The organism is Methylobacterium sp. J-118, from assembly GCF_057836565.1.
Map to the genome: position 1 here is coordinate 1 of NZ_JBYQFA010000001.1, position 25068 is coordinate 25068.

The window sequence follows — 25068 nt, forward strand, 5'->3', positions numbered from 1 at the left end:
GCGGCTGGAAGAGACATGGGGCGGAGAAACTCTTCTCCTAAAGCGAGATTATAGTATCAAGGACGAGGAGCAGCCGTTTGGCATTGGATTAATTTCCTCGCTAATCTTTCGCGAGCGACGTATACTTAGAGACATTATAGTTTCAGCCGTCGCTCTAAGTCTGCTATCCTTAGTGCCAATTCTATTCTTCCGTCTGATGACGGATCGGGTGATTACACATCATGCCATGAGTACCTTCGCAGTGCTTTGCTTAGCTTTGGCGCTATGTATCGTGTTCGAGACAGTGTTCTCAGCGTCGCGGCGTGCTCTACTGCTTCACCTTACGACCCGCGTTGACGTAAAGCTATCAACCCTTATATTTGAGCGCGTATTGCGGCAGCCAGTGGAGCTATTTGAGACTACACCGGTCGGTCTAATCGCGAGAAACATGTACGAGGCTCAAAAAATCCGTGTATTTCTGAGCAATCAGCTGCTCGGAACAATGTTAGATAGTATTTGTCTTATCATATTTATTCCGGTGATGTTTATCTATAGCCCTCTTCTCACGCTAATTGTCCTCGTATGCTGCGCTTTAATTGTGGCCTGGACGATGGCAATGCTGCCTGCCGCGAGTCGGCGCTCGAGCGCTCTAATTGCGGCGGAGGGGATCCGCGGCTCCTTTATTGTTCAGACCCTTCAAGGAATCCGAACGATCAAATCACTGGCCTTAGAGTCCCGCCAAATCCACCAATATGAGGTTCATGTGGCACGTAGCGCGAGCCTGCGCACCAAAGAAGGTTACCTGGCAAATCTAATTCAATCAGCCATTTTGCCTGTCGAACGCTTCATGATATCCGGAACACTTGCAGTTGGTGTCTATGCGGCACTGGAGTCAAATAATTCTGCAGCTGTCGCTGAAATATTTATGTTTCTCTTATTAAGCCAAAGAGTCGTCGGCCCTATGCGGCAAATGGCACAATTAGTTGAGCAGTATGAGGAAGCAAAGTCTTCCGTCCATCTTGTAAGCTCAATGATAAACAACGCTCCTGAAGATATGCGATCAGGACAAGGGGTCCGCCAGCCACTAACCGGCAAGCTCGAATTCTCATCGGTACGTTTTCAGTACCGCGGCGCAACAAGTCCAGCATTAGATCAGGTGTCATTTGAGGTGCCGGCCGGGAGTACTCTAGGAATAATGGGTCGGAGCGGCTCAGGTAAAACAACCGTGACACGGCTGCTGCAGCGCCTCCATTCAGACTATGATGGCCTCATAAAGATCGACGGGATAGACGTTCGGGAATATGCATTGGACCACCTTCGCGGAAGCCTCGGAGTGGTTTTGCAAGATAATTTCTTATTCGCTGGATCGATTCGAGATAATATTGCCGCAGCAAAGGCAGATGCAACTTTCGACGAAGTGGTCAGAGCAGCAAGAATGGCCGGGGCCGAAGAATTTATCGATCGGCTTCCGAGCGGTTATGATACTTATGTTAATGAAGGCTCTACTAATCTTTCTGGCGGTCAGAGGCAGCGTATAGCAATTGCGCGCGCACTTATCACAAATCCTCGCATTCTTATTCTTGACGAGGCTACGAGTGCTCTCGATCCAGACAGTGAAGCGATTGTGAACGCTAACTTAAAACGCATCGCGGAAGGTCGTACAGTAATCGTAATATCTCATCGTTTGTCGTCGCTGGTATCTTCAGACGCAATTCTTGTATTGGAGCGCGGACGAGTGCACGATATTGGGAAGCATGCTGAACTTCTGGATCGATGCGATATTTATCGAGACCTGTGGAATCAGCAAAATGCTTCGACACGCCGCGCTGATCCCAAACTGCGGATTGCGAGTTAGAAGGGTTGTCATGAGAAAAAATTCAGTCGACCTCGATCTTCGGCGTTTTCAATCCGAAATTGATGAGGTACGAGAGGCGCCAGAACCAATCATTCTGCGCGTCACTGTCTGGATCGCGACAGGCGTCCTGTTGATATGTATCGCGTTCGCTGCCGTCGCGCGCGTAGATCGTGTCGTTACTAGTGACCGCGGCAGGATCGTTCCTGCCAAAGGCGCAATTTTATTTCAAGCACTCGACAACTCGCTAATTAAATCTCTGGACGTCCGTGAGGGTGATCGCGTTACGAAAGGACAGTTGCTAGCGACACTTGATCCGACGTTCGCGGAGGCTGACGTGGTGCAGCTTGAGCAGCAACTTATGAGCCTGGATGCGCAGATCGCTCGGGCAAAAGCGGAGCAGCAGGGGGTGATGTATGCTCCGAAGACAGTCGACCCGCTGAAGGATCAGTATGCCATTTTGCAGAAAAACCTTTATGAGCAGCGCGCATCTCAGCTCAAATCACAAATATTCAGCTATGATCAGAAGATTGCACAGACACAGGCTACCATTCAACGTCTTCAGGGTAGCGAAGCGCGATATAAAGAGCGGGAAAAAATTTCGCAACAGATTGAGGGAATGCGTCAGACACTCGTTGAAAAACAGGCGGGCAGTTTACTTAACTTGCTTACTGCTAGCGACTCTCGACTGGAAATGCTAAGGATGATGGAAGATGGACAGAACAGCCTGGTGGAGGCACGTCACCAGATTGCGTCGCTAACGGCCGACCGGGACGCTTTTGTTCAGCAGTGGATGTCTACAAGTAGTCAGGATTTGGTGGCCGCTCAGGGCACGCGCGATACTGTTGTAGCGCAACTAGCCAAAGCGGCGCGACACAAGGATTTGGTGAGGCTCATCGCGCCCGAGGATGCGATTGTCCTGACCCGCGCCAAAGTCTCGGTAGGATCGGTGCTGAAAGAAGGCGAGACACTACTCACGATTGTGGCCGAGAATTCGCCGATCGAGGCTGAACTGAATATTTCAGCAAGAGAGATTGGATTTGTGCGAGCTGGCGACAATGTGTCTATCAAAATAGACGCCTTCCCGTTTGTTGAGCATGGTCTAGCATTAGGAAAATTGAGTTGGATAAGTGAGGGGGCATTCTCGCTTGATGAAGATGGTAAGCCAGTGGAGCCTTTTTATAAAGCTCGTGTCGTTATTGGTGAGATGCGCTTTGTTCGTGTGCCGGCCACTTTTCGGCTTATCCCAGGTATGACATTGAACGCAGACATTCATATAGGGCAGCGGTCTGTTCTTGGATATCTGGTCGGTGGAGCAACATATGGCGTGAACGAGGCTATGCGGGAGCCATGAGATTTCATGGTTTCGTCGATTGGGTACGTCAGCTTTGGGCTCATTTCCGGTTTTTCAGGTCAAATCGACTCATGCGGCTGGGACGTGCTGCGTCGGCGCACCGCTACATCGCGGCCGCTGCACGCTTAGGGCATGTTGAAGCAATTTACCGGCTTGGCCTGAGCTACAGTCAGGGCTTGGGGTGTACTCGGACCGGAAGTGAAGCAGTACGGTGGTTTGAGATAGCCGCCGAAGCAGGGCATCGGGATGCACAATTTGAATTAGGTGTTGCCCTTTTGGCTGATCATGAGCTCGAGTGGTGTACTGGCTTATCTGCTCGGTGGGCGGAGGCCTCGCTTCAAAGGGGTGGGTTAGCAAGTGAAATTGTTTTCCCGCGTGGGTTGTCGATCAATAAGAATAATGATCACGCGTATATCTGGCTCCGCCGATCAGCTGAAGCAGGCAAGCCGGAAGCTCAAGCCAATGTTGGCTGGCTGTTATTGAAAGGTATTGGATGTGAGTCTTCGCCTAGCGAGGCCCGGCATTGGCTTATGTTAGCGGTTGGTCAAGACATAGGTCAAGCTGCGCTTGGGTTGGCTGAGTTGTTCGGTGACGACAGGTTGGGCGAATTCGATTTGCTTCAGCGCAAACATTGGTTGCAAAAAGCGGCAGATTTAGGCAATGTATCCGCGGCATTTCAATTGGGGATTGCGCTTCGCGTAAGTCCACAGTCTGAATCGGATAAAGAAAAAGCTGAGGGATATCTAGTGTTTGCGGCTGCGCGCAAGCACAGCGGAGCAGCCTATGAGATGGGGGTCGTGTTAATTCAGCGAAGCGAAAACCAAGGGGAAATAGAGCGTGCTGCTGAATATTTCCGATCTGCAGCTAAGATGGGTCATGTCGAGGCTTCTTTCGTCCTTGGGTGTTTATACAGTCGTGGTGAGAAGCTAAGATTGGATCTTCGAGAGGCAGCTGATTGGTTTCGCCGCGCGGCTGATGCGGGGCATGTGGAGGCGCAGTTTCAGATCGGATGTCTTTTCGCTCGAGGTGAGGGTATTCCGAAGGACTTGGTGCACGCCGCGCGTTATTTTGAAATGAGTGCTAATGGTGGCCATTTGGCGGCGGCTCTCAATACGGGAGTTTTCTATGAAACGGGCGAAGGGGTGGATCAGGATGTAAATAAAGCTATTGAGTGGCTTAGGGTTGCTGCGAGTGGCGGCTTGCCGCAAGCCCAGGTCCGACTAGCTCATCTGCTTGGCTCTGGGATGGCTGGTTCTCATGATACAGCTTCTGCGGTTGAATTCTTCGAACTTGCCGTAAAACAGAACGATGTTGAAGGGGAAGTTGCCCTCGCTCGATTATTGATCGCGGAGCAAAAAGGAGAGGCGCCTGACCGTGCTGTCGCGCTACTAAAAAGTGCGCTGTCTAAAGGGCATTTGGGCGCGGCGGAGTTTGTTCTGTCTAGCTCGTTTGCTACTATAAAGTTCGACGCTGCGGTCGTAGCTGCACTGGACGTTTTGAAATTTGCGGCTGCTGCGGGGTCAGCGCGCGCAATGACTCTCTTGGCGATTGAATTACTTCACGGCCGGCATTTGACGAACAACGTTCTGGAAGCCGAACGTTTGCTGTCGAGAGCGTCTGAATTAGGTGATCCAATTGCTAATTTTGAGCTGGGCGTATTTTATTGCAAGCGCAATCGTGATTCGGACGATCTTTCTCGGGGACTTCGGTATTATATCCGAGGCGCCGAGCTTGGTCACATCGTTGCGCAATATAACGCCGGGATCATGATGCTGAATGGCTACGGTGCTGCTCAGGACGTCGATCGAGCTTCCCAGTATTTGATTTCTGCAGCTGCTCATGGTCTAGATCAAGCAAAAGCAGCTCTTGAAAAGTTTGGCAAGCAGTCATCTCGTCATATCCCGGGTAATACAACTGTTGAGTTAGACAAAATTCATTAATCTACTTCGTTCTTGGCTTTCGGAATCATCTAAATCGTTACTAAAAAGCTTCTTCTGTTTGCCTCGCCTTCGGTTGGATAGTGCTTGCGGAAATATTAGGCAGGTTGTTTACATGCAGGTCATCGAGACCGAGATCCCGGACGTGAAGCGCATCGTGCCCAAGCGCCTGGGCGATGCGCGCGGCTGGTTCTCCGAGACGTTCCGGGTGGACGCGCTGGGGCGGGCCGGCATCGCCAACACCTTCGTTCAGGACAATCAGTCCTTCTCGGCCCCGCAGGGCACGATCCGCGGCCTGCACTTCCAGATCGCCCCGCGCGCCCAAGCCAAGCTCATCCGCGTGCTGCAGGGCGCAATCCTGGACGTGGCGGTCGATATCCGCAGCGCCTCGCCGACCTTCGGCAGGTTCGTAGCCGTGACCCTCGACGCCAAGACGGGCACGCAGCTCTTCATCCCGCACGGCTTCGCCCACGGCTTCTGCACCCTCACGCCCGACGTGATGGTCGCCTACAAGGTCGACGACTATTACAGCCCCGAGCACGACCGGTCGCTCGCCTGGAACGATCCCGAGATCGGGATCCCGTGGCCGGTCTCGGGCGATGGTGCGATCCTGTCCGACAAGGACCGCCGCGCCCCCCGGCTCACCGAGCTCGGGCGCGCCTTTTGACCGGCCAAGCCGTAATTTTGTCACGGCGCGCAGCCTTCTGCTGCCCCGCCATCCCGTTTCCGACCCGTCCGAGGAGGTAATCCGCCATGCGCATCCTGGTGACCGGAGGCTGCGGCTTCATCGGCTCGGCGCTGGTGCTGCACCTCGTCGAGGATCTCGGCCACGAGGTCTGCACCTTCGACGCGATGACCTATGCGGCCAATCCAATCTCCCTGGCGCCGCTCGCCGACAACCCGCGCCACCGCTGGGTCGAGGCCGATATCTGCGACCGCGCCGCCGTGCAGACGGCGTTGGCCGAGTTCCGCCCCCAGGCCGTGATGCACCTCGCTGCCGAGAGCCACGTCGACCGCTCGATCACCGATCCGGGCGCCTTCGTGCGCACCAACGTGATCGGCACCCAGACGATGCTGGACGGGGCCCGCGGGTATTATGAATCCCTGCCGGAGGCGGACAAAAAGAGCTTCCGGTTCCTCCACGTCTCCACCGACGAGGTCTACGGCTCGCTGCCGCCGGATGCGTTCTTCACCGAGGAGAGCCGCTACGACCCGCGCTCGCCGTACTCGGCCTCGAAGGCGGCCTCCGATCACCTGGCGCGGGCCTGGCACGAGACCTACGGCCTGCCGGTGCTGGTGACCAACTGCTCCAACAATTACGGGCCGCGTCACTTCCCCGAGAAGCTGATCCCGCTGATGATCCTCAATGCCCTGGAGGGCAAGGCACTGCCGGTCTACGGCGACGGTCAGAACGAGCGCGACTGGATCCACGTCGAGGACCACGCCAGGGGCCTCGTCGCCGTGCTGGAGCGCGGCCGGGTCGGACAGACCTACCTGCTCGGCGGCCGGGCGGTGCGCAACAACCTGGCGGTGGTGAAGGCGCTCTGCGCGGCCTTCGACCGTCTGCGCCCGGAGAACGCCCCGCACGAGAAGCTGATCAGCTTCGTCGCCGACCGCCCGGGCCATGACCGGCGCTATGCCATCGACTGCACCAAGGCCGAGACCGAGCTCGGCTGGCGCCCCCAGAAGACCTTCGAGCAGGCGCTCGAAGCGACCGTCGCCTGGTACCTCGACAACGAGAGCTGGTGGCGCCCGATCCGCGAGGGCCGCTACAAGGGCGAGCGCCTGGGGCTGAACACCTGATGGGGGTCCTCGTTCTCGGCGGTGGCGGCCAGGTCGGCACCGAGCTGCAGGCCCTGGCCTGGCCGGACGGCGTGTCGGTGCACGCGCCGAGCCGCACCGAACTCGACATCACCGACCCGGCGGCCGTGGCGGCGGCGCTCGACAGCTGCGCGTACCGGGTGGTGATCAACACCGCCGCCTACACCGCGGTCGACAAGGCCGAGTCCGAGGTTGTGGCGTCGTGGCGCCTCAACGCGCTGGCCCCGGCGATCCTGGCGGCGGCGACGGCCGAGCGCAAGATCCCCCTCGTCCATGTCTCGACCGACTACGTCTTCGCCGGCACGAAGCCAGACGGGGCCTACGCCCCCGACGCACCCATCGACCCGCAGAGCGTCTACGGGGCCAGCAAGGCCGCGGGCGAGCTCGCGGTGCGCACCGCCAACCCGCGCCACGCCATCGTCCGGACCGCCTGGGTGGTGAGCCCGCACCGGGGTAACTTCGTCAAGACGATGCTGCGGCTCGCTGGCGAGCGCGACGCCCTGACGGTGGTCGACGACCAGCACGGCTGCCCGACCTCCGCGGCCGACCTCGCCGCCGCCCTGGCCACGATCGCGCAGCGCATGGCGACCGACGCGCAGGCGCCCACCGGCACGTTCCACTGCGTCAACGCGGGCGACACGACGTGGCGCGGCTTCGCCGAGGCGATCGTCGCCGGCGGGGCCCGGCGCGGCGGCCGCTCCATCCCGGTCGAGGGCATCCCGACCGCCGCCTATCCGACCCCGGCCCGGCGGCCGGCCAATTCGCGCCTGTCCACCGACAGCCTCACGGCCGCCTACGGCATCGCCCCGCGGCCCTGGCAGGCGGCGCTCGACGACATCCTGGACCGGCTCGTCGGGCCGGCTCGCGAGGGAGTATCCAAGCCATGAAGGGCATCGTTCTGGCCGGCGGATCCGGCACGCGGCTGCACCCGGCCACGCTGTCGATCAACAAGCAGCTCCTGCCGGTCTACGACAAGCCGATGATCTACTATCCGGTCTCGGTGCTGATGCTCGCCGGCATCCGCGAGATCCTGATCATCTCGTCGCCGGAACACCTCGACAATTACAAGCGCCTGTTCGGCACTGGCGAGCAGTTCGGCCTGCGATTCTCCTATGCCCTGCAGCCCCGGCCGGAGGGCCTCGCCCAGGCCTTCGTGATCGGCCGCGAGTTCGTCGGCACCGACGACGTGGCGCTGATCCTCGGCGACAACCTGTTCTTCGGCGCCGGCATGGGCGCGTTGCTGGCGCGGGCCGCGGCGCGCAAGCAGGGGGCCACGGTCTTCGCCTACCACGTGGACAATCCCCAGGCCTACGGCGTGGTCAGCCTCGACAAGACCGGGCGCCCGACCCGGATCGTCGAGAAGCCGCAGAACCCGGATTCGACCTGGGCGGTGACCGGCCTGTATTTCTACGACAACCAGGTCCTCGACATCGCCGCCGACGTGAAGCCCTCGCCCCGCGGCGAGCTGGAGATCACCAGCGTCAACGAGGTCTATCTCGAGCGCGGGCAGCTGCACGTGGAGCGCATGTCCCGCGGCTATGCCTGGCTCGACACGGGGACCCACGACAGCCTCCTGGAGGCGAGCGAGTTCGTCCGCACCCTCCAGCACCGCCAGGGGCTTCAGGTCGCCTGCCTGGAGGAGATCGCCTATCTTCAGAACTTCATCACCCGCGAGCAGCTGGTGGCCCGCGGCGAGATGTTCGCCAAGACCAATTACGGCCAGAACCTACTAAAGCTTGCACTGGATCACAATTTTTATAGTTAAAAATATTAAATCGAAAAATATATAACAAAAAGCTAATAATGTGATAAATCTAGATATGTGCAGGCTCTCAGATGATCTTCGGACTGCAAATAAAATAAATAAGTTCAATAAGGTCATGCCTGATACGTCAGCGCCTAACCAACAATTTCGATCATAATCAATCTCACGTAAATGTGATCGAATTTGGTGTATGTTGCTGTACTAGTACAGCTACTGTTAGCCGATTTGGATCGGAGGATTGAAATGCGAATTGTTAACGAACTGGAGCGACTAAAAAAAATCGACATTCTTTCAGAGTTCAATGAAACAATTAGCAGCGCTGCACGATATGTAGCCTTAAAAGGCAGTCTTACGCCGACTTTTTGCCACCCTGGACGACCAATCTCACCAGGTGGAGGGAATCGTCTCAGCCGAATAGAAAATGACGACATACGTCGAGGTGATTTGCATATCTTTAGAGATTTAAATATTTATTACTTACCAAAGTATGGTGTTTTGATAAGTGAAGACGGTAGCCTAATGCGGTTTTCTTTCGCAGAAGCAAGTTACTATTTGAAAGATGATATAACCAAGCTACCATTTGTTGACAATTCATCCGGACAACCTGTCTTTCGCCCGCCCAGAGGGATCCGAGCAATTGAAAAAGGGCTAGTCTGCTGTCCATGGGGCGGAACAAGGAATTATGGTCATTGGCTACTCGATTGCTTGCCGGCGGTGGCGGCTTTCATGCATTTGAAAGCTGCTAAGGAGCATAAATTTCTATTTCCGCCGCTCAAATCTTGGCAGGCTGATCATTTGGAGTTAATAGGACTGTCGTCGTACGATGAGCTTACTGACGATATATATCTTGTTAAGAATGTAATGTGGTCATCGTGTATGGATCATTATCTTCACAACCCTAATTCAAATCTTTCTTTAATGCGTGAAATTCAACTACTTGAGCTTGGCGAGCCGCGGGGAAGCGGTCTAAAGATCTGCATTAGCAGAAAATCTGACGAGAAAAGAAAATTTCCCGGGGTTGACAAAGTTGAAGCGGCATTTGCCTCCAACGGTTACATTCTCATTGAGCCCGCGTGTCATTCAGTTAGAGAGCAGATATCTATATTTAGAGAAGCATCTTTTATAACAGGATTTTCGGGGGCGGGATTTGCCAACACTATCTATTGTCGGCCAGGAACAAAGGTATGTGAAATTATGTCGCCACTGATGAGCGGAATTTGGGTTAGGAATATTTGCGCGCTTGCGGGATGTGATTGGACTTACTATAATATTCATGATAGCGATTTTTTCGATAATAATCAAGAATTCATTGATCTGATCGAATTTGTCCGGGCCTTATAGTTTGGCTGTTGAGGTTGACTTGAGATCTCGTTGATGACGTTATCTCAAATATATCATTACCAAAATCTCAGACATTAAGATCTGGGTGGCGAAATATTATCGCCGGCTGACTACAACTTCATTGTTTAATGGAATATGTATATAGCATAGCGTAAGCGCTTGCTTCGTCCTAAGATTTTTATTTAGACTGGCGCGGCCCTGTTGCGTTGTAGTGCAGTTATGCGCCGAATTAACTTTAATTCCTTAGACATTTTGAGGGGACAAAAACCGGAATCTATTTGTTACTTATATTACAAAATCCGCGAGGCAATTTGTAGTGGTTGTCCTACAGCAACGCTGACCAAGAAAAGCATACAAAAGTGTTTAGAATCTGCTTTTGGCTCGCGATGGTAAGGTGCACGACTATCGAGGATTACTAACAATGTACTCTTCGAGGTGTAAGTACAAATTTCTTTTCGATATAATTGTGCTTATGGATTTGACGTGCCTTCTGAGCTTTGCTTCGTATATTATTTCCAGTGGCACGTTTATTTATAAGTAAGGAGCTTGTACCTCTATGTTCACAGGCTCGCCCAAAATAGCGATCGTTGCGCACATGTACTACGATGATGTTTGTCGCACATTGCTAAAAAAAATTGGCAATGTGCCGGTGGCTTATGACTTGTATGTTACAACGCCGGACGAGAATTTGGCAAATTTTGTTGCAAGCGAAGCCGAAAAGTTATGTGAAAGCGCCAGATGCGTTATTGCTATTACGCCAAATATCGGAAGAAATTTTGCGCCTTTTCTTGTAGAATTTGGCAAACAGTTGCAAAACTACGATCTATTGTGCCATGTTCATACTAAGAAGTCGTTGCATACCACTAGTTTTGCCGGATGGGAAAGCTATCTTACGAATAACATTATTGGTAGTCCAAGCCTAATCAGGGCCATTATCAAGATGTTTGAGGTTGATGTTAATTGCGGTCTTGTATACCCCAATCAATTCGCCTCATTGCCTGTTTGGGCGCATCATTGGTTGGGCAATTACGAAATTGCTAGGGATTGGGGTTTGCTTAATGGTATTGTGATAGATTTCAGCGACGTGAAATTTCCTACGGGTGGAATGTTTTGGGCGCGTCCTAAAGCTATTTGTCAAGTCTTATCATTTCCATGGAAATACAGTCACTTTCCAAAAGAGCAAGGGCAAATCGACGGTACTATGCACCATGCGATAGAGCGTTTGATTGGTGTCGTTTCCGCTCGAAACTGTTTTCATCACTGTATTATTGATCCTTCGATTGGAATAAAATAGATCTGTAGTGTAATCACGCAGTGCGTCGGGAAACCGGCACGGGATATATATGGTGGAAGTCCGTCACGATGAAGGTGTAGCGAAGCGCATCGGCCCTGAGCCGTGCGTTGGCGTCCGTGAGGGCGTCAGCGAAGCGTCGGCAGGGGAGCGCACAGGCCAGCTATCGAGCCACGAAAGTTACATCTCCCGGGTATCGACGACGTTGGGTTGTCGGAAGGCGTCATGGACAGGCGCGTCATCGCGAGTGCCTGTCCGGCCCGGCGTGGTCGCTGACCATGGCATGTGCGGACGTTCCGTGTTCGTGAACCGGGAGATCTTCCGATCAGCCGATGGCGGTCGTGGTGGATCGGTCCGTGGCGGGGAGGCGAGGAGCCGAAGCCGCCGATGAACGATCGGGAGAAGTCTGATTCCGGCTGAGTCGCTGAAAAGCCGACGAACAAACTCGGGCAGCCGGGGGTGGAGCCGGTGGAGCAAAGGCCGGGAACCGAGGGGAAAGCGAATCGGCAAAGCACGCTCCGGACCCATGGCCGAGCTGGCGTGACACAGGCGCTGGAACGCGTACGGCAAGCAGCGAAGCATGGGAGAACGGAACGCTTCACCACTCTCCTGCGCCCGATCGACGTCGACTTGCTCCGGGCGGCGTTCCTGGCGCTCAAGCGTCGGGCCGCCGCGGGCGTGGATGGCCTGGCATGGGAGGACTACGAGGTTAGGATCGAGCTTCGGCTCGCTGATCTCCACGATCGGGTCCATGGGGAAAGCTACCGCCCGCAACCGTCCCGCCGGACGTATAATATACTGAGGGCGGGCGGCCGGCAGCGGCCGCTGGCGATCGCTGCGCTGGAGGACAAGATCGTCCAGGGTGCGACCGCCATGGTGCTGAGCGCCATCTACGAGGAGGACTTCCTCGGGTTTTCCTACGGGTTCCGACCCGGACGGGGACCGCACGATGCGCTCGACGCTCTGGCGGTGGCAATCGATAAGCGCAAGGTGAACCACATCCTGGACGCCGACGTGGAGAACTTCTTTGGGGCGATCGACCAGAGATGGATGATCCGCTTCCTGGAGCACCGCATCGGTGACCGGCGCATCTTCCGCCTGCTCCAGAGATGGATGAAGGCGGGGTGCTGGAGGACGGGATCGTCACCGTCGACGATAGGGGGACGGGGTAAGGATCGGTGATCTCGCCGCTCCTGGGCAATGTCTACCTGCACTACGTCTTCGATCTCTGAGTCGAGCGCTGGAAACGGCGGGAGGCCCGGGGCGCGATGATCGTGGTGTGCTATGCCGACGACCAGATCGTCGGCTTCGAACGGGAGGACGATCCCCGCCGCTTCCAGCAGGCGATGCAGGCGCGGTTGGAAGTGTTCGCCCTGAAGCTCAATCCGGACAAGACCCGACTGATCGAGTTCGGCAGCCACGCGGCTGCACGCCGATCGAGCCGGGGCCTGACCAAACCGGAGACCTTCGACTTCCTCGGGTCCACGCACATCTGCGGCCGGTGCCGTAAGGGGCACTTCCTCCTCAGGAGGATCACCCGGGCCGATCGGAGACGTGCCAAGCTCAGGGAGCTGAAGGAGGAGCTTCGGCGACGCATGCATCAGCCGATCGCGATCCCGAGAGCTTGGCTGAAGCAGGTGGTCACCGGCCACTTTGCCTATTATGCGGTTCCGACCAACAGCCGGGCGCTCTCGGCGTTCCGGCATTGGGTGGGCGACCTCTGGCGACGCACGCTTCGACGGCGCAGCCAGAAGGACGCGGTCACGTGGGACCGCATGGTGAGGCTGTTCGGCGACTGGCTCCCACCACCCTGCATCCGTCATCCCTGGCCCAACGTCCGCTTCGCCGTCAAACACCCGAGGTAGGAGCCGTATGCGGGAATCCCGCAAGTACGGATCTGTCCGGGGGGCGCTCCGCAAGAAGCGTCCCTACCGGGAAGCCGTGTGATTGCGGGGTTCAGGTGCGGACGGTTTAGAGGATGGTGCCGAAGGGACTGCAGCCTGTGAGGCGGGCGGTATCGACGACGGTCTGGATGTCGGCTTCGCCCGTCGGAACGGGGCGGACCCATACCCTGCATCGGCCAGCACGCAGCCGAAGCGCACGCCAGCCTCCCGAACCCGGTCGATCTCCGCAACCCCGATCTCCAGTTTGGTGCGGGCCGCGCGCAAGCCCCTCGGGTACGCCGGCCGATACCATCCGATCCGGGTCGCCCGTCCAGGTCTCGGGCAGGAACAGCGCCAAGCCGACTGCTACGGGCACTTCGCCACGCGCCAGCGTGAGCGACACCAGTGTCTGGCGGTTGGCGGTCTTGCCCAGCGTCGTGGCGTATTGCGGTGCGACCGCAACCGAGCGGTTGCCCTTCTTCGGCAAAGCGGTGTCGTCGATGGCCAGGATCGCATCCGCACCACCGACGAGGCGATCGGCCTCGCCGAGAAGAGCCCGCTGAAGCGGAGCCCCATCCCAGATCCCGGCGGCGATGAAGTGGTGCAGCCGATCATAGGGCACACCCTCGGCCCGCGCTGCCATCGGCTGGACGCTCTCGCGGTCACCCAAGCCAATCAGACCGCTCACGTAGAGCGGGCACATAGCCCGACGCGTCGGATGCGACAGTCCCGCAAGGAACGGCAGCAGCCACCGGTCAAGATCCTCACGTCATCCACCAGCACCTGACATCGCGAGCACCCACGCTCATGGCCGTGGCAGGCGAATCCTAAAAAAACCTCCAGCGTTCCCTAAATCTGCCAAAGTAGTGCTAAGAACGACACAGCCTAAGCCTTATCATGCGCATCCATCGGGTCCTTGCCGATGCCAGGGACGTGTCGCGTCCAGACAGCCAGTTCAACGCGAAAATCGTTATTGGATAAGCTGGGAAGCGCTGGCCACACATGAGAGGTTGGGTTAGATGAAGGGCCTAGAATAAACCTGCGCAGGAGTACAAGCCCATCATGCTGGAATTGGATTTAGCTCAGCTTGGCGACCGTGGGCATGCTCTCCTACAGCTTGATGGTCTGGAGATTGCAAATCGCCCTCTCGAAGCATGGAAAAAGGCATCAGGTGACCGGCGCATACTAAATTTAAGTACATCTTTTTGCCGCAGACCGCTTCTTGCTGCAGTACAGGCCTACATAGCAAGCGAGGGGGAAGGCTTTTTTTCTAGAGCGCATAGTCTAATATTTCTCGCGAAGCAAGACCAAGAAGAAAATTATCATCGGATAGATGAGTTAGAACTAAATGGTGAAGATCTTTTACATTATTTAGATGTTGTGGTGTCGCAAGAAAATCCCGGAAAAATTCTGAGTGGGGAGTACGAAAAAAGGAATTTCGACGAAAACAGAGTTCGAACCATTGCTTTCTATCTACCGCAATTCTACCCGTTCCCTGAAAACGAAAGATGGTGGGGGTCTGGCTTTACTGAGTGGTCAAACGTAATAGATGCTTTACCGCAACATGCCGACCACCGAATGCCACTTACACCCGCAGATCTTGGATTTTACGATTTGAGAGTTGAGGAAACGCGAAAGAAACAGGGCGATTTAGCGGCTGAGTATGGAATAGATGGATTTTGCTATTATTACTACTGGTTTTCTGGCCAAAGGTTGATGCAACACGTTCTCGATGAGATTCTATCGTCCGGCCAACCATCGACCGATTTTTGCCTCTGCTGGGCAAATGAGTCATGGTCACGACGGTGGGACGGAAGCGAGGACGAAGTAGATTTACTTGTTAAACAAGATCATAATCCTGAGATTGATAAAAGTATCATAGATGATTTACTGCCATTTTTTAAAGATGATCGTTACATAAAGATTAATGGCTGCCCGCTAATACTTATATATCGTTTAGATATAATGAATGATGCAGATGCGACGATTACTGCGTGGCGAGCAGCCGCAATAAAAGCAGGATTTGATGGGTTGTTTGTAGCAGCAGTTCGATCATTCGGATTGCAAGATGAAGCGGCAAGCAGTGTAGATGCGATAGTCGATTTCCCGCCTCATACTGCAGTCGCAAACGAAGTCACTTCAAAAATTCAAGTGCGTGAGAATTTCCAAGGAAAAATATTTGATTACCGTCAAGTTGTTGTCGAAGCTGCCGGGCGAAAACTCGGAAAAAAATTGACCTTTCCAGGAGTAATGCCGCGTTGGGACAATACGCCTCGAAAAGGATCAAAGTCTCACATTTTCACTAACAGTACTCCGGAGGCGTTCAAGGTATGGCTTCGGTTTAGTTTAGAGCAGGCGCAACAGCTCCCCGCGGGGAAAAAAATGCTGTTTATCAACTCGTGGAATGAGTGGGGTGAAGGTGCAATGCTCGAACCAGATCGTGTCTTTGGGCGGTCTTACTTGGAAGCGGTTCGCAGTGTTAGAGGCGACTATGTAGTGGGACCGTCAGATGCCGCTAAATTTGCGCTTGTGTCTAGTTTAGCTCCAAAAGGCGCGGCCGAGCAGCTTGCAAACTTCTCTAGAGAAGTCCAAATGGTTGCTCAAATTATGGCAAAAGAGAGAGCAAGCAGACCTATCAACCTAAAGCGCGGGCTTCCTGAGATACTGAGAGAATTAAACACGGCACCTATTCTTGACGGGGGATGCTTGATCATTGATAATTCGGCGCCGAAAAAAACCGAAAATATAGTTAGATTCGGCCCCGACGAATCGTGGGAATTTGGCGGATGGGTCATGATGCGACCGCATGAAGAACATTCATTTGAGAGGATTGCTTACCTTGTTCTAAGTAGCGAGTCTGATCCTCGTGTATATTTTCACGCTGCTGTGTATTCTTGGTTACAAAGGGTCGATGTGGCCGAGTATCATGCGTTCGATTTAAAACCAGCAAGTTGTTATTACGGCTATAACTTGCATTTAAATATGTCGTCAATGATACCGGGGCGATACTCCGTCCAAATGATTCAGTTAATTAACGGACAGCTTTACTCTGCACCATCGTTTACCTCAGTGAGCCGAGGTTGAAATGATCACCGTTGCGGTCGCAAGCTATAACCATCAAAATTATGTAGAGGACTGCCTTTATTCAATTGTCAATCAAGACTATGGCGATTTGGAGTTGTGTTGGGTTGATGACGCATCTTCAGATGAAACATTTTCGCGATTGTCCACGTTAGTTGAGAAAGCAGAGGTTGGGCGTCGATTTAAGATGATTAGGCTAGTGCGTAATTGCTACAACCGTGGAGCTGCGTACTCTCTTAATTTAGCGTGCCGGATGGGCCACGGAGAAATCATAAGTTTAATGAACTCTGACGATTACTACGATAATTCGAGGCTTTCAAAAATTATGAAAGCCCACAAAGGCGAGTCCTGCTGGTTCTCCTTCAGCAACGTTAGGCCTATAGATAAAGATGGTAATGCGCTTTTTCACGATCCCACTGGAGAACATGTAGCCTTCGATCCTGATATAATGATCGAACGATATAAATATGTGTCGCGAGCGCTTCTGAATAGACAAATCGCGTCATCAACCGGTAATTTTGTTTTTACGCGTGCGTTGTTTAATCGATTAGGAGGATTTTACGACCTAAAATATTGTCATGATTGGATGTTTGCGCTCCACGCCAGCCGTTATTGCGAGCCCTCTTTCAATAGTGAGCGATTGTATAACTATCGCCTCCACCCGACAAATAGTTTCCGGTCGCTGGGCTCGGTTGCAGGTCCTGAAACCGAACAGGTGCTACTCAGTTTTTTTCAAGCGGTCGCTCTTGGACCTGCTGAAAATCCGCTTTCGCCATGTTTGCGCAGACAGCCTGCTGGCTTTTGGGATGCTGTCGATTCGACGGGAACAAAAAGCTTTGCTGAGCGAGTTTTCTTTCCATATCTACGAAACTCTCGTCTACTTAAATTATAGACGATTATGTTTACGGGAAGTTGCTTCTTGGCAGCCGATTGCAGGTTGCGGTTGATAAACTGAACTATTATTCTGGGGAGTTCAAGTTGTGGTGACTTCTGCTAAATAATTCTCTCTTCATAAACATGAGGGCGCTTGAGTGTCATATTAACCTTGCGCCAGAATTCGCTACCGCTGAAATCTGAGCAACGAAAGTGCAATTCAGTCATTGGTTCCACGAATTGCGATCGGATCTATGTAAATAAAAATATTTCAAATCAGTTCTTTGACACTATCCGGGCTGTTAGGAGTGATGTGATGAAATGGTACTTTGCGATGAATGAAAGAGGCATCCCTCGGTATGGACAAATGATCGCCGCAGCATGCCGTTCGGCTGTTTCTAACACCAGGCTTTTGCCGCATCTTTTGTACGATGGAGATCCGAATCGATTTACGGAATTTTTGAAACAAGATGGTGTGAAGGTGATCTTTACCACGGTGCCTTACTTGGAGGATCTCGGATTATCTAAGGCCGGGGGTGGGTACGATGCCCAAGTAGCTAGAGGTGCTTATTTGCGTCTTGAAGCTCCGAATATAGAGACTAATGATGAGTATATTCTCTATACCGACGTTGATGTAATTTTTATGTGCGAACCTGCCGTAACTGGGCTGCGACCTGAAATTTTTGCAGCCTGTCCTGAAGTTTGGACAGGAGGCGTTGAGCCCGGATTTGTGGACTCTGTATTCAACAGTGGCGTTATGCTAATGAACACAGTTTCATTTCGAGAAAAATACGAGGCACTTGTAGCTTTTGCGAAGTCTCACGAGTTTTATTTTCATGGTAACGCCGGGTATTATGATCAGGGAGCATTGAACCATTTTTTTGCAAACGCGTGGGATCGCTTGGACGCAAATATGAATTGCAGGCCGTTCGTTGGTGACCTTTCGTCGGCGCAGATTGTCCATTTTCATGGTACAAAACCTTACGAGATTGAGCTGCTCGTCGAGCAAAGATTTGATGAGGTTCCGCCAGAAGCAAAAAAGTTATATGATTGGGCGCCTAATTCGTATGCGTCTGCGCTTAATCTATTTAAGAGATTTGTTCCCGAATGGTGGTCTGATTACACTCGAATTGCTGAGGTGCGGCCTTTTGAAATCAAGCTTTGATAGAATTTATGGTGTCCGCCTGGGGGCTTGTTTAGTTGCAAACTTCGATGCGGCATCTTCCCAAATCCCGGGCCGCCGCCGCCGCCGGCGATACCGACCCGCGCCTGCGCTTCAGCCAGTCGGCGCGGGCGTCGAGCGCGAGGGCTAAGGAGTTTCGACGACTAGGCGAAGGTGCGCCGCTGGCAGAACGGGTTGCAAGTAGAACCGTCAAACTTCCATACGCAGCACTGGCCGCAATGCTCGCAGCGACCGGTCGGCGGGATGGAGGTGATTGCGGCTGTGGACGGACCGGCTGGTACCACCGCAATCAGGACACCGACCGCTCGCTCCGCGCCTCTGCATCTGAGCGACGAGGCGGTCCGGATCCTGCTCGACGATGCGCTTGATGCGGCACTCGGGGATGGCGAAGGGAATGTGCATGCTTGTCACGGTGGGGAAGGCCGTTCAGGCGATCGCCTCGAGTCAATCCGCCGTCGCCTACGCAAAGTAAACAAGCACCCAAATCTGGGTAATCCCAATCATCGAGACGGCTTCAATAAGTCGGCTGACTTGAACTGCGTCGAAATTGAATTCTTCGGCTCGGACGAGCCGACCAACAATAATTGCATCGAGTCTTCTAACGGCCACCCACATTTGAAGTGCCTGAACTCTTCGTGGTTCCTGTCCCTGGCGCAAGCGAGAGAACGTATCGAGAGATGTAGGTGCCAATACAACGAAGATCGACCCCACACGGTCCCGAGCAGCTTGATACCCGACGCCTTCATTAACCAAGCTGTCACAGCTTAAAAACCTAAATCTGCCTCGGACCACAAACGGAGCAATTCCGGACTTGGCCAGTGCAAATTCGGAACCTGGCAGCTAACGAGGCAGGGTGGGTTTCTACGCCTATGCCGACTTTGCCTCCGGGTACAAAGCAGCGCCAAGCGACGCATATAATGCCAAGCAGGTTTCTCGCGGTAAATCGATAGAAGGCATGATTGACATCGAACGGCAGCGCGCTGCGTGGTGGCGTACCTTTCGCCAGTTTCGTCAACCGAATTTCTAATCGAATAATGAACCTTGATCGTAGATCAACCTTAGAAAATACGTTTGAAAGCGGCCGGTAAACAGCATGCTTTTACAAGACGCTTTTCGCTCCGCAGGCAATTCCGATTGAAGCTAAATTTAATTTCTGCGTCGCTACAACGCTTCACAGCACAAATTTGAGTTTATCGATCATTAGGATATGGTCTTAGTAGTATGTATGCCACATCCGCACCGCTAGTTCCGACATCTGCGATTGTGGGTCGGGGGCGCTTTCTAACGAGGTGAAATAATGGTATTTTTGTCGTCTCTCACACGCCGTGCTGCACTCGTGGGTGTAACTGACTGCTTGATCAGTTCACTTATCCTGCCTAAAGAACGTGCGTTCGCTAGAACTACAAATAACGTCCGCTTCGGTGCGATCCGTTGGGATGCGTGGTACGATAATGTTCCGGGCCTTGACAGTTGGTATGCCCAACATAATCTGGACTTGCCGCAATACCAGTTCCGCGCCCCGTTTTTTGCCGAGCAGATTTCGTCATCGCAGCTGTCGATCTGTGGACAGCAGGCACATATAGATGCCGAGATCGCCTATGCAGTCGGCGGCAAGATATCCTACTTCGCGTTCTTGGCATACGACAGCTTGGGTCCAGACGCTGACTTCCTCAACGGCTTCAATTTGTTTCAGTCCAGCGCCTCTAAGAACGCGATCAACTGGTGCTGGATCTACACCTACACCGCGTTGGAGAAGCTGAAAGCGGCGGGAAGCTTTGCGCCTTTGGTTGCACAGTTCCAGCAGCCGAATTACGAGACGTGCCTATCGGGTCGTCCGCTCCTGTACCTGATGGTCAACGGCGATGGCCTCGCTAGTGCGGTCGCGTTTAGCGTCGCGGGCCTCCGCAGCGCGTGCAGCGCGGCCGGACTAGGCAACCCCTACGTCGTGTTGATGAGTGCGACCGCGACCGATGTCGCCACCGCCGGCGCCGATGCGATCTCCGACTACGCCTACAGCGTGAACACGACTTACGGGCCCTACGTTGATCTCGCAAATGCGGTTCAGGCGCTCTGGGACACCCGTAAAGCGCTGGACACGCAGGTCATCCCGTTGTGCATGACGGGTTGGGACCGCCGCCCGCGGATAGAGCACCCTGTACCGTGGGAGGCCGCCGGACAGGGACAGCGCCCTTACGTCGGTATGAGCAACAGCTTCGCGACGGCTACCCCCGCCGAAATTGCGGCACACATGCAGGCCTGCATCAATTGGATCGACAACAACCCAACTCTCTGCCCATCGAAGCGCGCCATTGCCTACGCGTGGAACGAGTTCGATGAGGGCGGCTGGTTGTGCCCCACGTGGACACCGTCAGGCCCAGATCACTCCCGGCTTGATGCACTAGCCAGAGTCCTCTGAGAAATACGCGCTATCAATTCTAAGTAATCTAAATCTATAGCCAAAATCTGAATTTTCTATTTGCCGGCAGACAACCATGTCATGTAAATTGTGGCAAATTTGTCTGTTGGCATGATTAATAAATGCGCGGTTGCTTTCATGCTCGGATGATAAAATATGTTATAGTGCCAAAAAATTTGTCCAAAGGTGAGTAAAGCTTCATCGTTGCAAATTAGATTGACGTGATACTGCGATGGACCAATATATACTTAGTACCCATCAATAAATTAGGGACAATATAAAGGCTTGTTGCAACGCAATTTGGGAATGTATAATTGTGCTCGCCCCAGGCTTGATTGTGCGAGCGATTTCTTGGATCGCTAAGTCTGGGCGGTACCCACGCGCGAGGCCGCTTAAGGACGAGGGGCGCGGCGCATCACGGCTTCCGCCGCGTGTCGGCTCGGGCCATCGCCTGGCGCCACCCTCCGAGCAGGTCGAGCGTGCCGGTCGCGCCCGGCGCGTCGACCGAGACCGTCGCGGTCCGGCCCGAGACCAGCTGGTTCATGTCGGCCTCCGCATCGAGCTTGATCCGCACGGGGATGCGCTGGGCCAACCGCACCCACGCGAAGGTCGGGTTGACGTTGGCGAGCAGGTTGGCCCCGGCGGACCGTTCCCGGTCCTCGATGCCCCCGGCCACGCTCTCGACGCGGCCGGTGATCAGCCGGTCCTCGCCCATCAGGCGGATGCTCGCCCGGTCTCCGATGTGGATGCGCGGCAGCTTCGTCTCCTCGAAGTACCCCTCGACCCGCAGCGTGTCGCTGTCGACCAGCGCCATCACGCCTCTGCCGGTGTTGACGTAGTTACCCGGGCGCAGCTCCATGTTGGTGATGCGCCCGTTCACCGAGGCCTTCACCGCCGAGCGTTCGAGGTTGAGCTTGGCCAGGTCGCGGTCGGCCACGGCCTGATCGTAGGCCGCCTTCGCCGCGAGGTCGGTCGCCCGCGCCAGCTCGACCTTCTGCTGCGAGACGGCGGCGTCGCTCAGCTTGATGTAGCGCTGATAGTCAGCCGCGGTCTGGTCGGCCGTGGCCTTCTTCCCCTCGACGATGGCGTCGGCCTGCCGCAGGGCCAGGGTGAAGCGCTCGGGGTCGATCTTGAACAGCACGTCGCCGCGCTTCACCACCTGGTTGTCCTCGACCAGCACCTGGGTGACGAGGCCGGAGACGTCGGGCGCGACCTCGACCACGTCGGCGCGCACGCGGCCGTCCCGGGTCCAGGGCGCCTCCATGTAGTAGTCCCACAGGGCCAGGCCGACGACGGCGGCGGCGGCCACCATCGCCAGGGTGACGGCGAGCCGGAGCGAGAGGGCGAGGAGCCGTGTCATAGGGGGAACCGAGCGCGCGAGAGAGGGCGTGATGGAGTGACGGGCTGATGGCGTGACGGGCGTGTGATCTCACGCGGTCACGAGATCAGGGGCTGCGCGACCGCGACGACGCAGCCCAGCAACACGACGTAGAGGGCGAGGTCGAACAGCGGCCGGTGCCAGACCAGGCGGTAGAACCCGGTCCAGGCGAGGATGCGGCGGACGGCCAGGCTGATGACGAAGGCGAGCAGCATCCAGGCCGCGAGGCTCGGGACGAAGACGCCGTAGATGTCGAGTTCGCCGGTCATGCCGCCAGTGCCGTCTCGGGAGGGGCCTTAAGGCCTGATCGGTAAGGGGGGGCGTCCGGGAACAGCCCCCGGCGGATGCCGACGAGGGCCATGAGCGCCGCGCGATGGGCCGTCCGGTGCGGCTCGGTCGCGGCGCTGTCGAGCGCCGCATCGATGACCGCCAGGAGTTCGGCCGGGGGCCGGACCGCGCTGCCGTCGTAGTAGCGGGCCATGGCGGCGAGGAGGCGCTCGACCGCGGCCCTGGCTTCCGTGGAGAGCTGCCGGCGGTCGCGGCGCAGCTCGACCACGTTGATGCCGACGCGCACCTCAGCGAGAAGATCGGCCGTCCACTCCGCGTCCTCCGGCGGCAGCGCCGCGAGGCGGGGGGCGAGCAGCCCGACCCGGTCGAGCATGATCGCCGCGAGCTCGAGCCCGCTCTGCGCGCCGTTGCGCTCGGCGGCCCGGGCGAGGCTGCGGCGATTGACGGCCCGGAGGCGCCGCGCCGACCAGCCGGCCCCGACGGAGCGGACGAGGCGTGTGACCAGCGTCGCGACCCACATCCCGACGATGATCGCCACCGCGGCGTTGGCAAAGGCGGCGAAGTCGCCGGTATAGCTGCTCTGGAGCGCGATCACGGCCGAGCCGTTGACCGCCGCGCCCATCGCCATCGGCGCGGTCCGCGGCTGGGTCATGCAGACCCCGCACAAGATTAGGGCCGGCGCCAGCGCCAGCGCCACCATCTCGAAATTCGTGGCCTGCGGCAGCACCCCGAACAGGTAGATGGCGGCGACCACGGCTCCCAGCACGGCCGAGTTGGCGAAGCCGAGGATGGAGGGGGCGGGATCGTCCTGAGCCGCGTAGAAGCAGCAGCCGACCGCCGCCATCATCGGCGCGCCGGCCCCGTCCGGCCACCCGGTCGCGATCCAGATGCCGCAGGTGAGCAGGACGACCACGAACACCCCGACGGCGGATCGGATGGCCATGCCGTGGTCGCGGTGGCGGATCGTGCGCGCGGCGGCGGTGTAGCGGAAGGTGAGCGCCTCCCGGACGGGCGTGCCGTCGACGATGTGCCGCTGCAGGAGCCGGGCGTCCTGGCGCAGGTCGATGAAGTCGCGCAGGCGCGCCACGAGGCTCGCGAGCACTAGATCCGTCCAGGACAGCCGGCCGTTCAACGCCGGGTCGACCACGTCCGCCGCAATCCGCAGCCGGGCCGCCTCGGCGGGGTCGGTGGTCCCGGAGGCGATCCATGCGGCCATCTCGTCGAGGAGCGCCCGGACGCGGGCCGGGACCGCCCGCTCCCGTTCAAGGGTCTCGATTCGGTCGGCGACCGCCGAGACGATCGGCAGAAACATCAGCATGTGCTGGCGCAGCGTCGCCATGGCGTCGACCGAGCGCTCGGCGCCGGTCATGTCGTAGCGCAGCGGCGTCGCCAGGGCGTCGAACGCGATGGCGTCGGAGGCCAGCTGCAGCCGCTTGGCCTGGGTGTCCGTCGTCGGGCGTGCCTGGCCGAGCACGTCGCCGACCCAGCCGCGCGCGTCCCGCAGCCAGAACTCCAGGCGCGCGGTGATCAGGGGCGCCACGGACTGGGGCAGCACGATCGTGTTGACGAGGCTGGCGCAGAGGATGCCGAGCGTGATCTCCTCGGCGCGTGCCACCGCGGTGTCGAACATCGTCCCGGGCTCGCCCACGGTCGGGAAACCGATCAGGGCTGCCGTATAGCCGGCGAGCATCATCAGATAGCTGCGCGGGGTGCGGTCGAGCAGCGAGACGTACAGGCACACGGACACCCAGAGCGCGATGGCGAGCGTCAGGAGTTCCGGCGCATCGACGAGGTTGGGCACCAGGATGATGCTCACGACCGCGCCCAGCAGGGTGCCGAGCACCCGGTAGAGCGCCTTGGCTCGGGTCGCACCGGCCAGCATCTGGCTGGTGATGTAGACGGTGCCCAGGGCCCAGTAGGGCCGCGGCAGGTCGATCCACATGGCGAGGTACAGCGCCAGCACCGCCGCCGCGCAGGTCTTGATCGAGAAGGCCCAGTCGCGCCAGCCGGGGAGCGTCATTCCGCGCCCTCCCCCCGTGCCCCGCCGTCCGGAAACGCGAGAACGTGCTTCTGAAAGGCCTGGAAGACCCTGAGGCCGGCTTCCAGGTCGGCGGTGTCGACGTCGGCGAAGACCCGCTCCCGCAGCCGCGTGAGTTCGGCCTCCATCTGGATCACGGTCCGCTCCCCGGTCGGCGTGAGGCTGAGGACCTTGGCGCGCCGGTCGGTCGGGTCCTCCTGACGCACGACCAGCCCGGCCGCGCAGAGCTGATCCAGCAGCCGCACCAATGAAGCGCCCTCGATGCCCACCGCCTCCGCCAACGCTGTCTGGCGGGGCTCGCCGTCGAGGCGGCCGATGAGGATCAGGGGGAGCGCGGTCGCGTCCGAGACGCCGTGCGCCTCGACGACGGCGTTGGCCGCGCGCCGCCACTGCCGTCCGGCCAGCAGCAGGGTGTGCGTATAGGCTTGGCGCAGCCGGTCCAGGCTCTGGGGCATGCGGTCGGGCCTCTCTCAGCCATGCGCGAAACGGAGCCGATCTGAATCATAGCGGGCTTATAGATAGTGTCCTAACGTTTAGTCTGCAACTGGCGCTGCGTCTACCGACGGATGGCTGCCCCGATGCGAACCC

At 56.6% G+C, this 25068-nt stretch carries 20 protein-coding genes and 2 pseudogenes; 17 read left to right on the forward strand and 5 right to left on the reverse strand.

The genetic code is table 11. From position 1 onward, the window contains the following. From AC3IF3_RS00005 to AC3IF3_RS00055, 11 genes are all read left to right on the forward strand, one after another. Positions 1-1834 (forward strand): peptidase domain-containing ABC transporter (locus tag AC3IF3_RS00005; RefSeq protein ID WP_489226575.1); only part of this gene is annotated, 1834 nt, incomplete at its 5' end. Further along, positions 1734-3185 (forward strand): HlyD family type I secretion periplasmic adaptor subunit, encoded by a 1452-nt coding sequence (locus tag AC3IF3_RS00010; protein ID WP_489226577.1) that lies wholly within the window; start codon positions 1734-1736, stop codon positions 3183-3185. The genes AC3IF3_RS00005 and AC3IF3_RS00010, both read left to right, overlap by 101 nt. A gap of 71 nt (positions 3186-3256) precedes the next feature. Next, entirely contained in the window at positions 3257-5125 is a 1869-nt protein-coding gene (locus AC3IF3_RS00015; RefSeq protein WP_489226579.1) for a tetratricopeptide repeat protein, read from the forward strand. Between the two features lie 112 nt (positions 5126-5237). Beyond that, positions 5238-5789: a dTDP-4-dehydrorhamnose 3,5-epimerase gene (gene rfbC, locus AC3IF3_RS00020; protein WP_489226581.1), complete on the forward strand. Its 552-nt coding sequence runs from the start codon at positions 5238-5240 to the stop codon at positions 5787-5789. A gap of 86 nt (positions 5790-5875) precedes the next feature. Then, positions 5876-6925 carry a dTDP-glucose 4,6-dehydratase gene (gene rfbB / locus AC3IF3_RS00025; RefSeq protein WP_489226583.1) on the forward strand — a complete coding sequence of 350 codons (1050 nt, stop codon included), beginning with the start codon at positions 5876-5878 and terminating at the stop codon, positions 6923-6925. Then, entirely contained in the window at positions 6925-7830 is a 906-nt protein-coding gene (rfbD, locus tag AC3IF3_RS00030) for a dTDP-4-dehydrorhamnose reductase (RefSeq protein WP_489226585.1), read from the forward strand. Before rfbB ends, rfbD begins: the two co-directional genes overlap by 1 nt. Further along, a complete protein-coding gene (rfbA, locus tag AC3IF3_RS00035) occupies positions 7827-8708 on the forward strand; it encodes a glucose-1-phosphate thymidylyltransferase RfbA (protein ID WP_489226587.1) in 882 nt (293 codons plus the stop codon). Before rfbD ends, rfbA begins: the two co-directional genes overlap by 4 nt. A 243-nt stretch (positions 8709-8951) precedes the next feature. Next, positions 8952-10049, forward strand: a complete 1098-nt coding sequence (locus AC3IF3_RS00040) for a glycosyltransferase family 61 protein (protein WP_489226589.1) — start codon at positions 8952-8954, stop codon at positions 10047-10049. Between the two features lie 556 nt (positions 10050-10605). Continuing rightward, on the forward strand, positions 10606-11343 hold the full coding sequence (locus AC3IF3_RS00045; protein WP_489226590.1) for a rhamnan synthesis F family protein: 738 nt from the start codon (positions 10606-10608) through the stop codon (positions 11341-11343). Between the two features lie 537 nt (positions 11344-11880). After that, complete coding sequence (locus tag AC3IF3_RS00050) at positions 11881-12522, forward strand: hypothetical protein (RefSeq protein WP_489226592.1); 642 nt, start codon at positions 11881-11883, stop codon at positions 12520-12522. An 86-nt stretch (positions 12523-12608) separates the two neighbouring features. Continuing rightward, positions 12609-13205 carry an RNA-dependent RNA polymerase family protein gene (locus AC3IF3_RS00055; protein WP_489226594.1) on the forward strand — a complete coding sequence of 199 codons (597 nt, stop codon included), beginning with the start codon at positions 12609-12611 and terminating at the stop codon, positions 13203-13205. 180 nt (positions 13206-13385) lie between these two features. Here AC3IF3_RS00055 and AC3IF3_RS00060 read toward each other — a convergent pair. Further along, a pseudogene (locus AC3IF3_RS00060) lies at positions 13386-13971 on the reverse strand (IS701 family transposase); the annotation flags it as partial. A gap of 314 nt (positions 13972-14285) precedes the next feature. Here AC3IF3_RS00060 and AC3IF3_RS00065 point away from each other — a divergent pair. The 6 genes and pseudogenes from AC3IF3_RS00065 (at position 14286) to AC3IF3_RS00090 (ending at position 20776) form a co-directional block, all read left to right on the forward strand. Then, positions 14286-16307, forward strand: a complete 2022-nt coding sequence (locus AC3IF3_RS00065) for a glycosyltransferase WbsX family protein (protein WP_489226595.1) — start codon at positions 14286-14288, stop codon at positions 16305-16307. A gap of 1 nt (position 16308) precedes the next feature. Then, positions 16309-17196, forward strand: coding sequence for a glycosyltransferase family 2 protein (locus tag AC3IF3_RS00070; protein WP_489226596.1), 888 nt, complete (start codon positions 16309-16311; stop codon positions 17194-17196). 297 nt (positions 17197-17493) lie between these two features. Beyond that, positions 17494-18342 carry a hypothetical protein gene (locus AC3IF3_RS00075; protein ID WP_489226597.1) on the forward strand — a complete coding sequence of 283 codons (849 nt, stop codon included), beginning with the start codon at positions 17494-17496 and terminating at the stop codon, positions 18340-18342. Between the two features lie 543 nt (positions 18343-18885). Then, a pseudogene (locus AC3IF3_RS00080) lies at positions 18886-19128 on the forward strand (integrase core domain-containing protein); the annotation flags it as partial. Positions 19129-19213: 85 nt separating this feature from the next. After that, a complete protein-coding gene (locus tag AC3IF3_RS00085; protein WP_489226599.1) occupies positions 19214-19387 on the forward strand; it encodes a hypothetical protein in 174 nt (57 codons plus the stop codon). A 327-nt stretch (positions 19388-19714) separates the two neighbouring features. Beyond that, positions 19715-20776 (forward strand): hypothetical protein, encoded by a 1062-nt coding sequence (locus AC3IF3_RS00090; RefSeq protein WP_489226601.1) that lies wholly within the window; start codon positions 19715-19717, stop codon positions 20774-20776. 415 nt (positions 20777-21191) lie between these two features. On the opposite strand, the gene AC3IF3_RS00095 is transcribed toward AC3IF3_RS00090, so the two are convergent. The 4 genes from AC3IF3_RS00095 to AC3IF3_RS00110 form a co-directional block, all read right to left on the reverse strand. Further along, a complete protein-coding gene (locus AC3IF3_RS00095) occupies positions 21192-22136 on the reverse strand; it encodes an efflux RND transporter periplasmic adaptor subunit (RefSeq protein ID WP_489226602.1) in 945 nt (314 codons plus the stop codon). A 77-nt stretch (positions 22137-22213) separates the two neighbouring features. Beyond that, positions 22214-22423 carry a DUF1656 domain-containing protein gene (locus tag AC3IF3_RS00100; RefSeq protein WP_489226603.1) on the reverse strand — a complete coding sequence of 70 codons (210 nt, stop codon included), beginning with the start codon at positions 22421-22423 and terminating at the stop codon, positions 22214-22216. Continuing rightward, a complete protein-coding gene (locus AC3IF3_RS00105; protein ID WP_489226605.1) occupies positions 22420-24462 on the reverse strand; it encodes an FUSC family protein in 2043 nt (680 codons plus the stop codon). Before AC3IF3_RS00105 ends, AC3IF3_RS00100 begins: the two co-directional genes overlap by 4 nt. Beyond that, positions 24459-24935: a MarR family winged helix-turn-helix transcriptional regulator gene (locus AC3IF3_RS00110; protein WP_489226607.1), complete on the reverse strand. Its 477-nt coding sequence runs from the start codon at positions 24933-24935 to the stop codon at positions 24459-24461. Before AC3IF3_RS00110 ends, AC3IF3_RS00105 begins: the two co-directional genes overlap by 4 nt. Positions 24936-25068: the final 133 nt, after the last annotated feature.

Bases quoted from the DNA above. Each gene is read 5' to 3' on its own strand.
- AC3IF3_RS00040 (WP_489226589.1), top strand. From the start codon at position 8,952: ATGCGAATTGTTAACGAACTGGAGCGACTAAAAAAAATCGACATTCTT.
- rfbA (WP_489226587.1), top strand. From the start codon at position 7,827: ATGAAGGGCATCGTTCTGGCCGGCGGATCCGGCACGCGGCTGCACCCG.
- AC3IF3_RS00105 (WP_489226605.1), bottom strand. From the start codon at position 24,462: ATGACGCTCCCCGGCTGGCGCGACTGGGCCTTCTCGATCAAGACCTGC.
- rfbB (WP_489226583.1), top strand. From the start codon at position 5,876: ATGCGCATCCTGGTGACCGGAGGCTGCGGCTTCATCGGCTCGGCGCTG.
- AC3IF3_RS00075 (WP_489226597.1), top strand. From the start codon at position 17,494: ATGAAATGGTACTTTGCGATGAATGAAAGAGGCATCCCTCGGTATGGA.
- rfbC (WP_489226581.1), top strand. From the start codon at position 5,238: ATGCAGGTCATCGAGACCGAGATCCCGGACGTGAAGCGCATCGTGCCC.
- AC3IF3_RS00070 (WP_489226596.1), top strand. From the start codon at position 16,309: ATGATCACCGTTGCGGTCGCAAGCTATAACCATCAAAATTATGTAGAG.
- AC3IF3_RS00055 (WP_489226594.1), top strand. From the start codon at position 12,609: ATGATCGTGGTGTGCTATGCCGACGACCAGATCGTCGGCTTCGAACGG.
- AC3IF3_RS00015 (WP_489226579.1), top strand. From the start codon at position 3,257: ATGCGGCTGGGACGTGCTGCGTCGGCGCACCGCTACATCGCGGCCGCT.
- AC3IF3_RS00010 (WP_489226577.1), top strand. From the start codon at position 1,734: ATGCTGAACTTCTGGATCGATGCGATATTTATCGAGACCTGTGGAATC.
- AC3IF3_RS00045 (WP_489226590.1), top strand. From the start codon at position 10,606: ATGTTCACAGGCTCGCCCAAAATAGCGATCGTTGCGCACATGTACTAC.
- AC3IF3_RS00100 (WP_489226603.1), bottom strand. From the start codon at position 22,423: ATGACCGGCGAACTCGACATCTACGGCGTCTTCGTCCCGAGCCTCGCG.
- AC3IF3_RS00065 (WP_489226595.1), top strand. From the start codon at position 14,286: ATGCTGGAATTGGATTTAGCTCAGCTTGGCGACCGTGGGCATGCTCTC.
- rfbD (WP_489226585.1), top strand. From the start codon at position 6,925: ATGGGGGTCCTCGTTCTCGGCGGTGGCGGCCAGGTCGGCACCGAGCTG.
- AC3IF3_RS00095 (WP_489226602.1), bottom strand. From the start codon at position 22,136: ATGACACGGCTCCTCGCCCTCTCGCTCCGGCTCGCCGTCACCCTGGCG.
- AC3IF3_RS00110 (WP_489226607.1), bottom strand. From the start codon at position 24,935: ATGCCCCAGAGCCTGGACCGGCTGCGCCAAGCCTATACGCACACCCTG.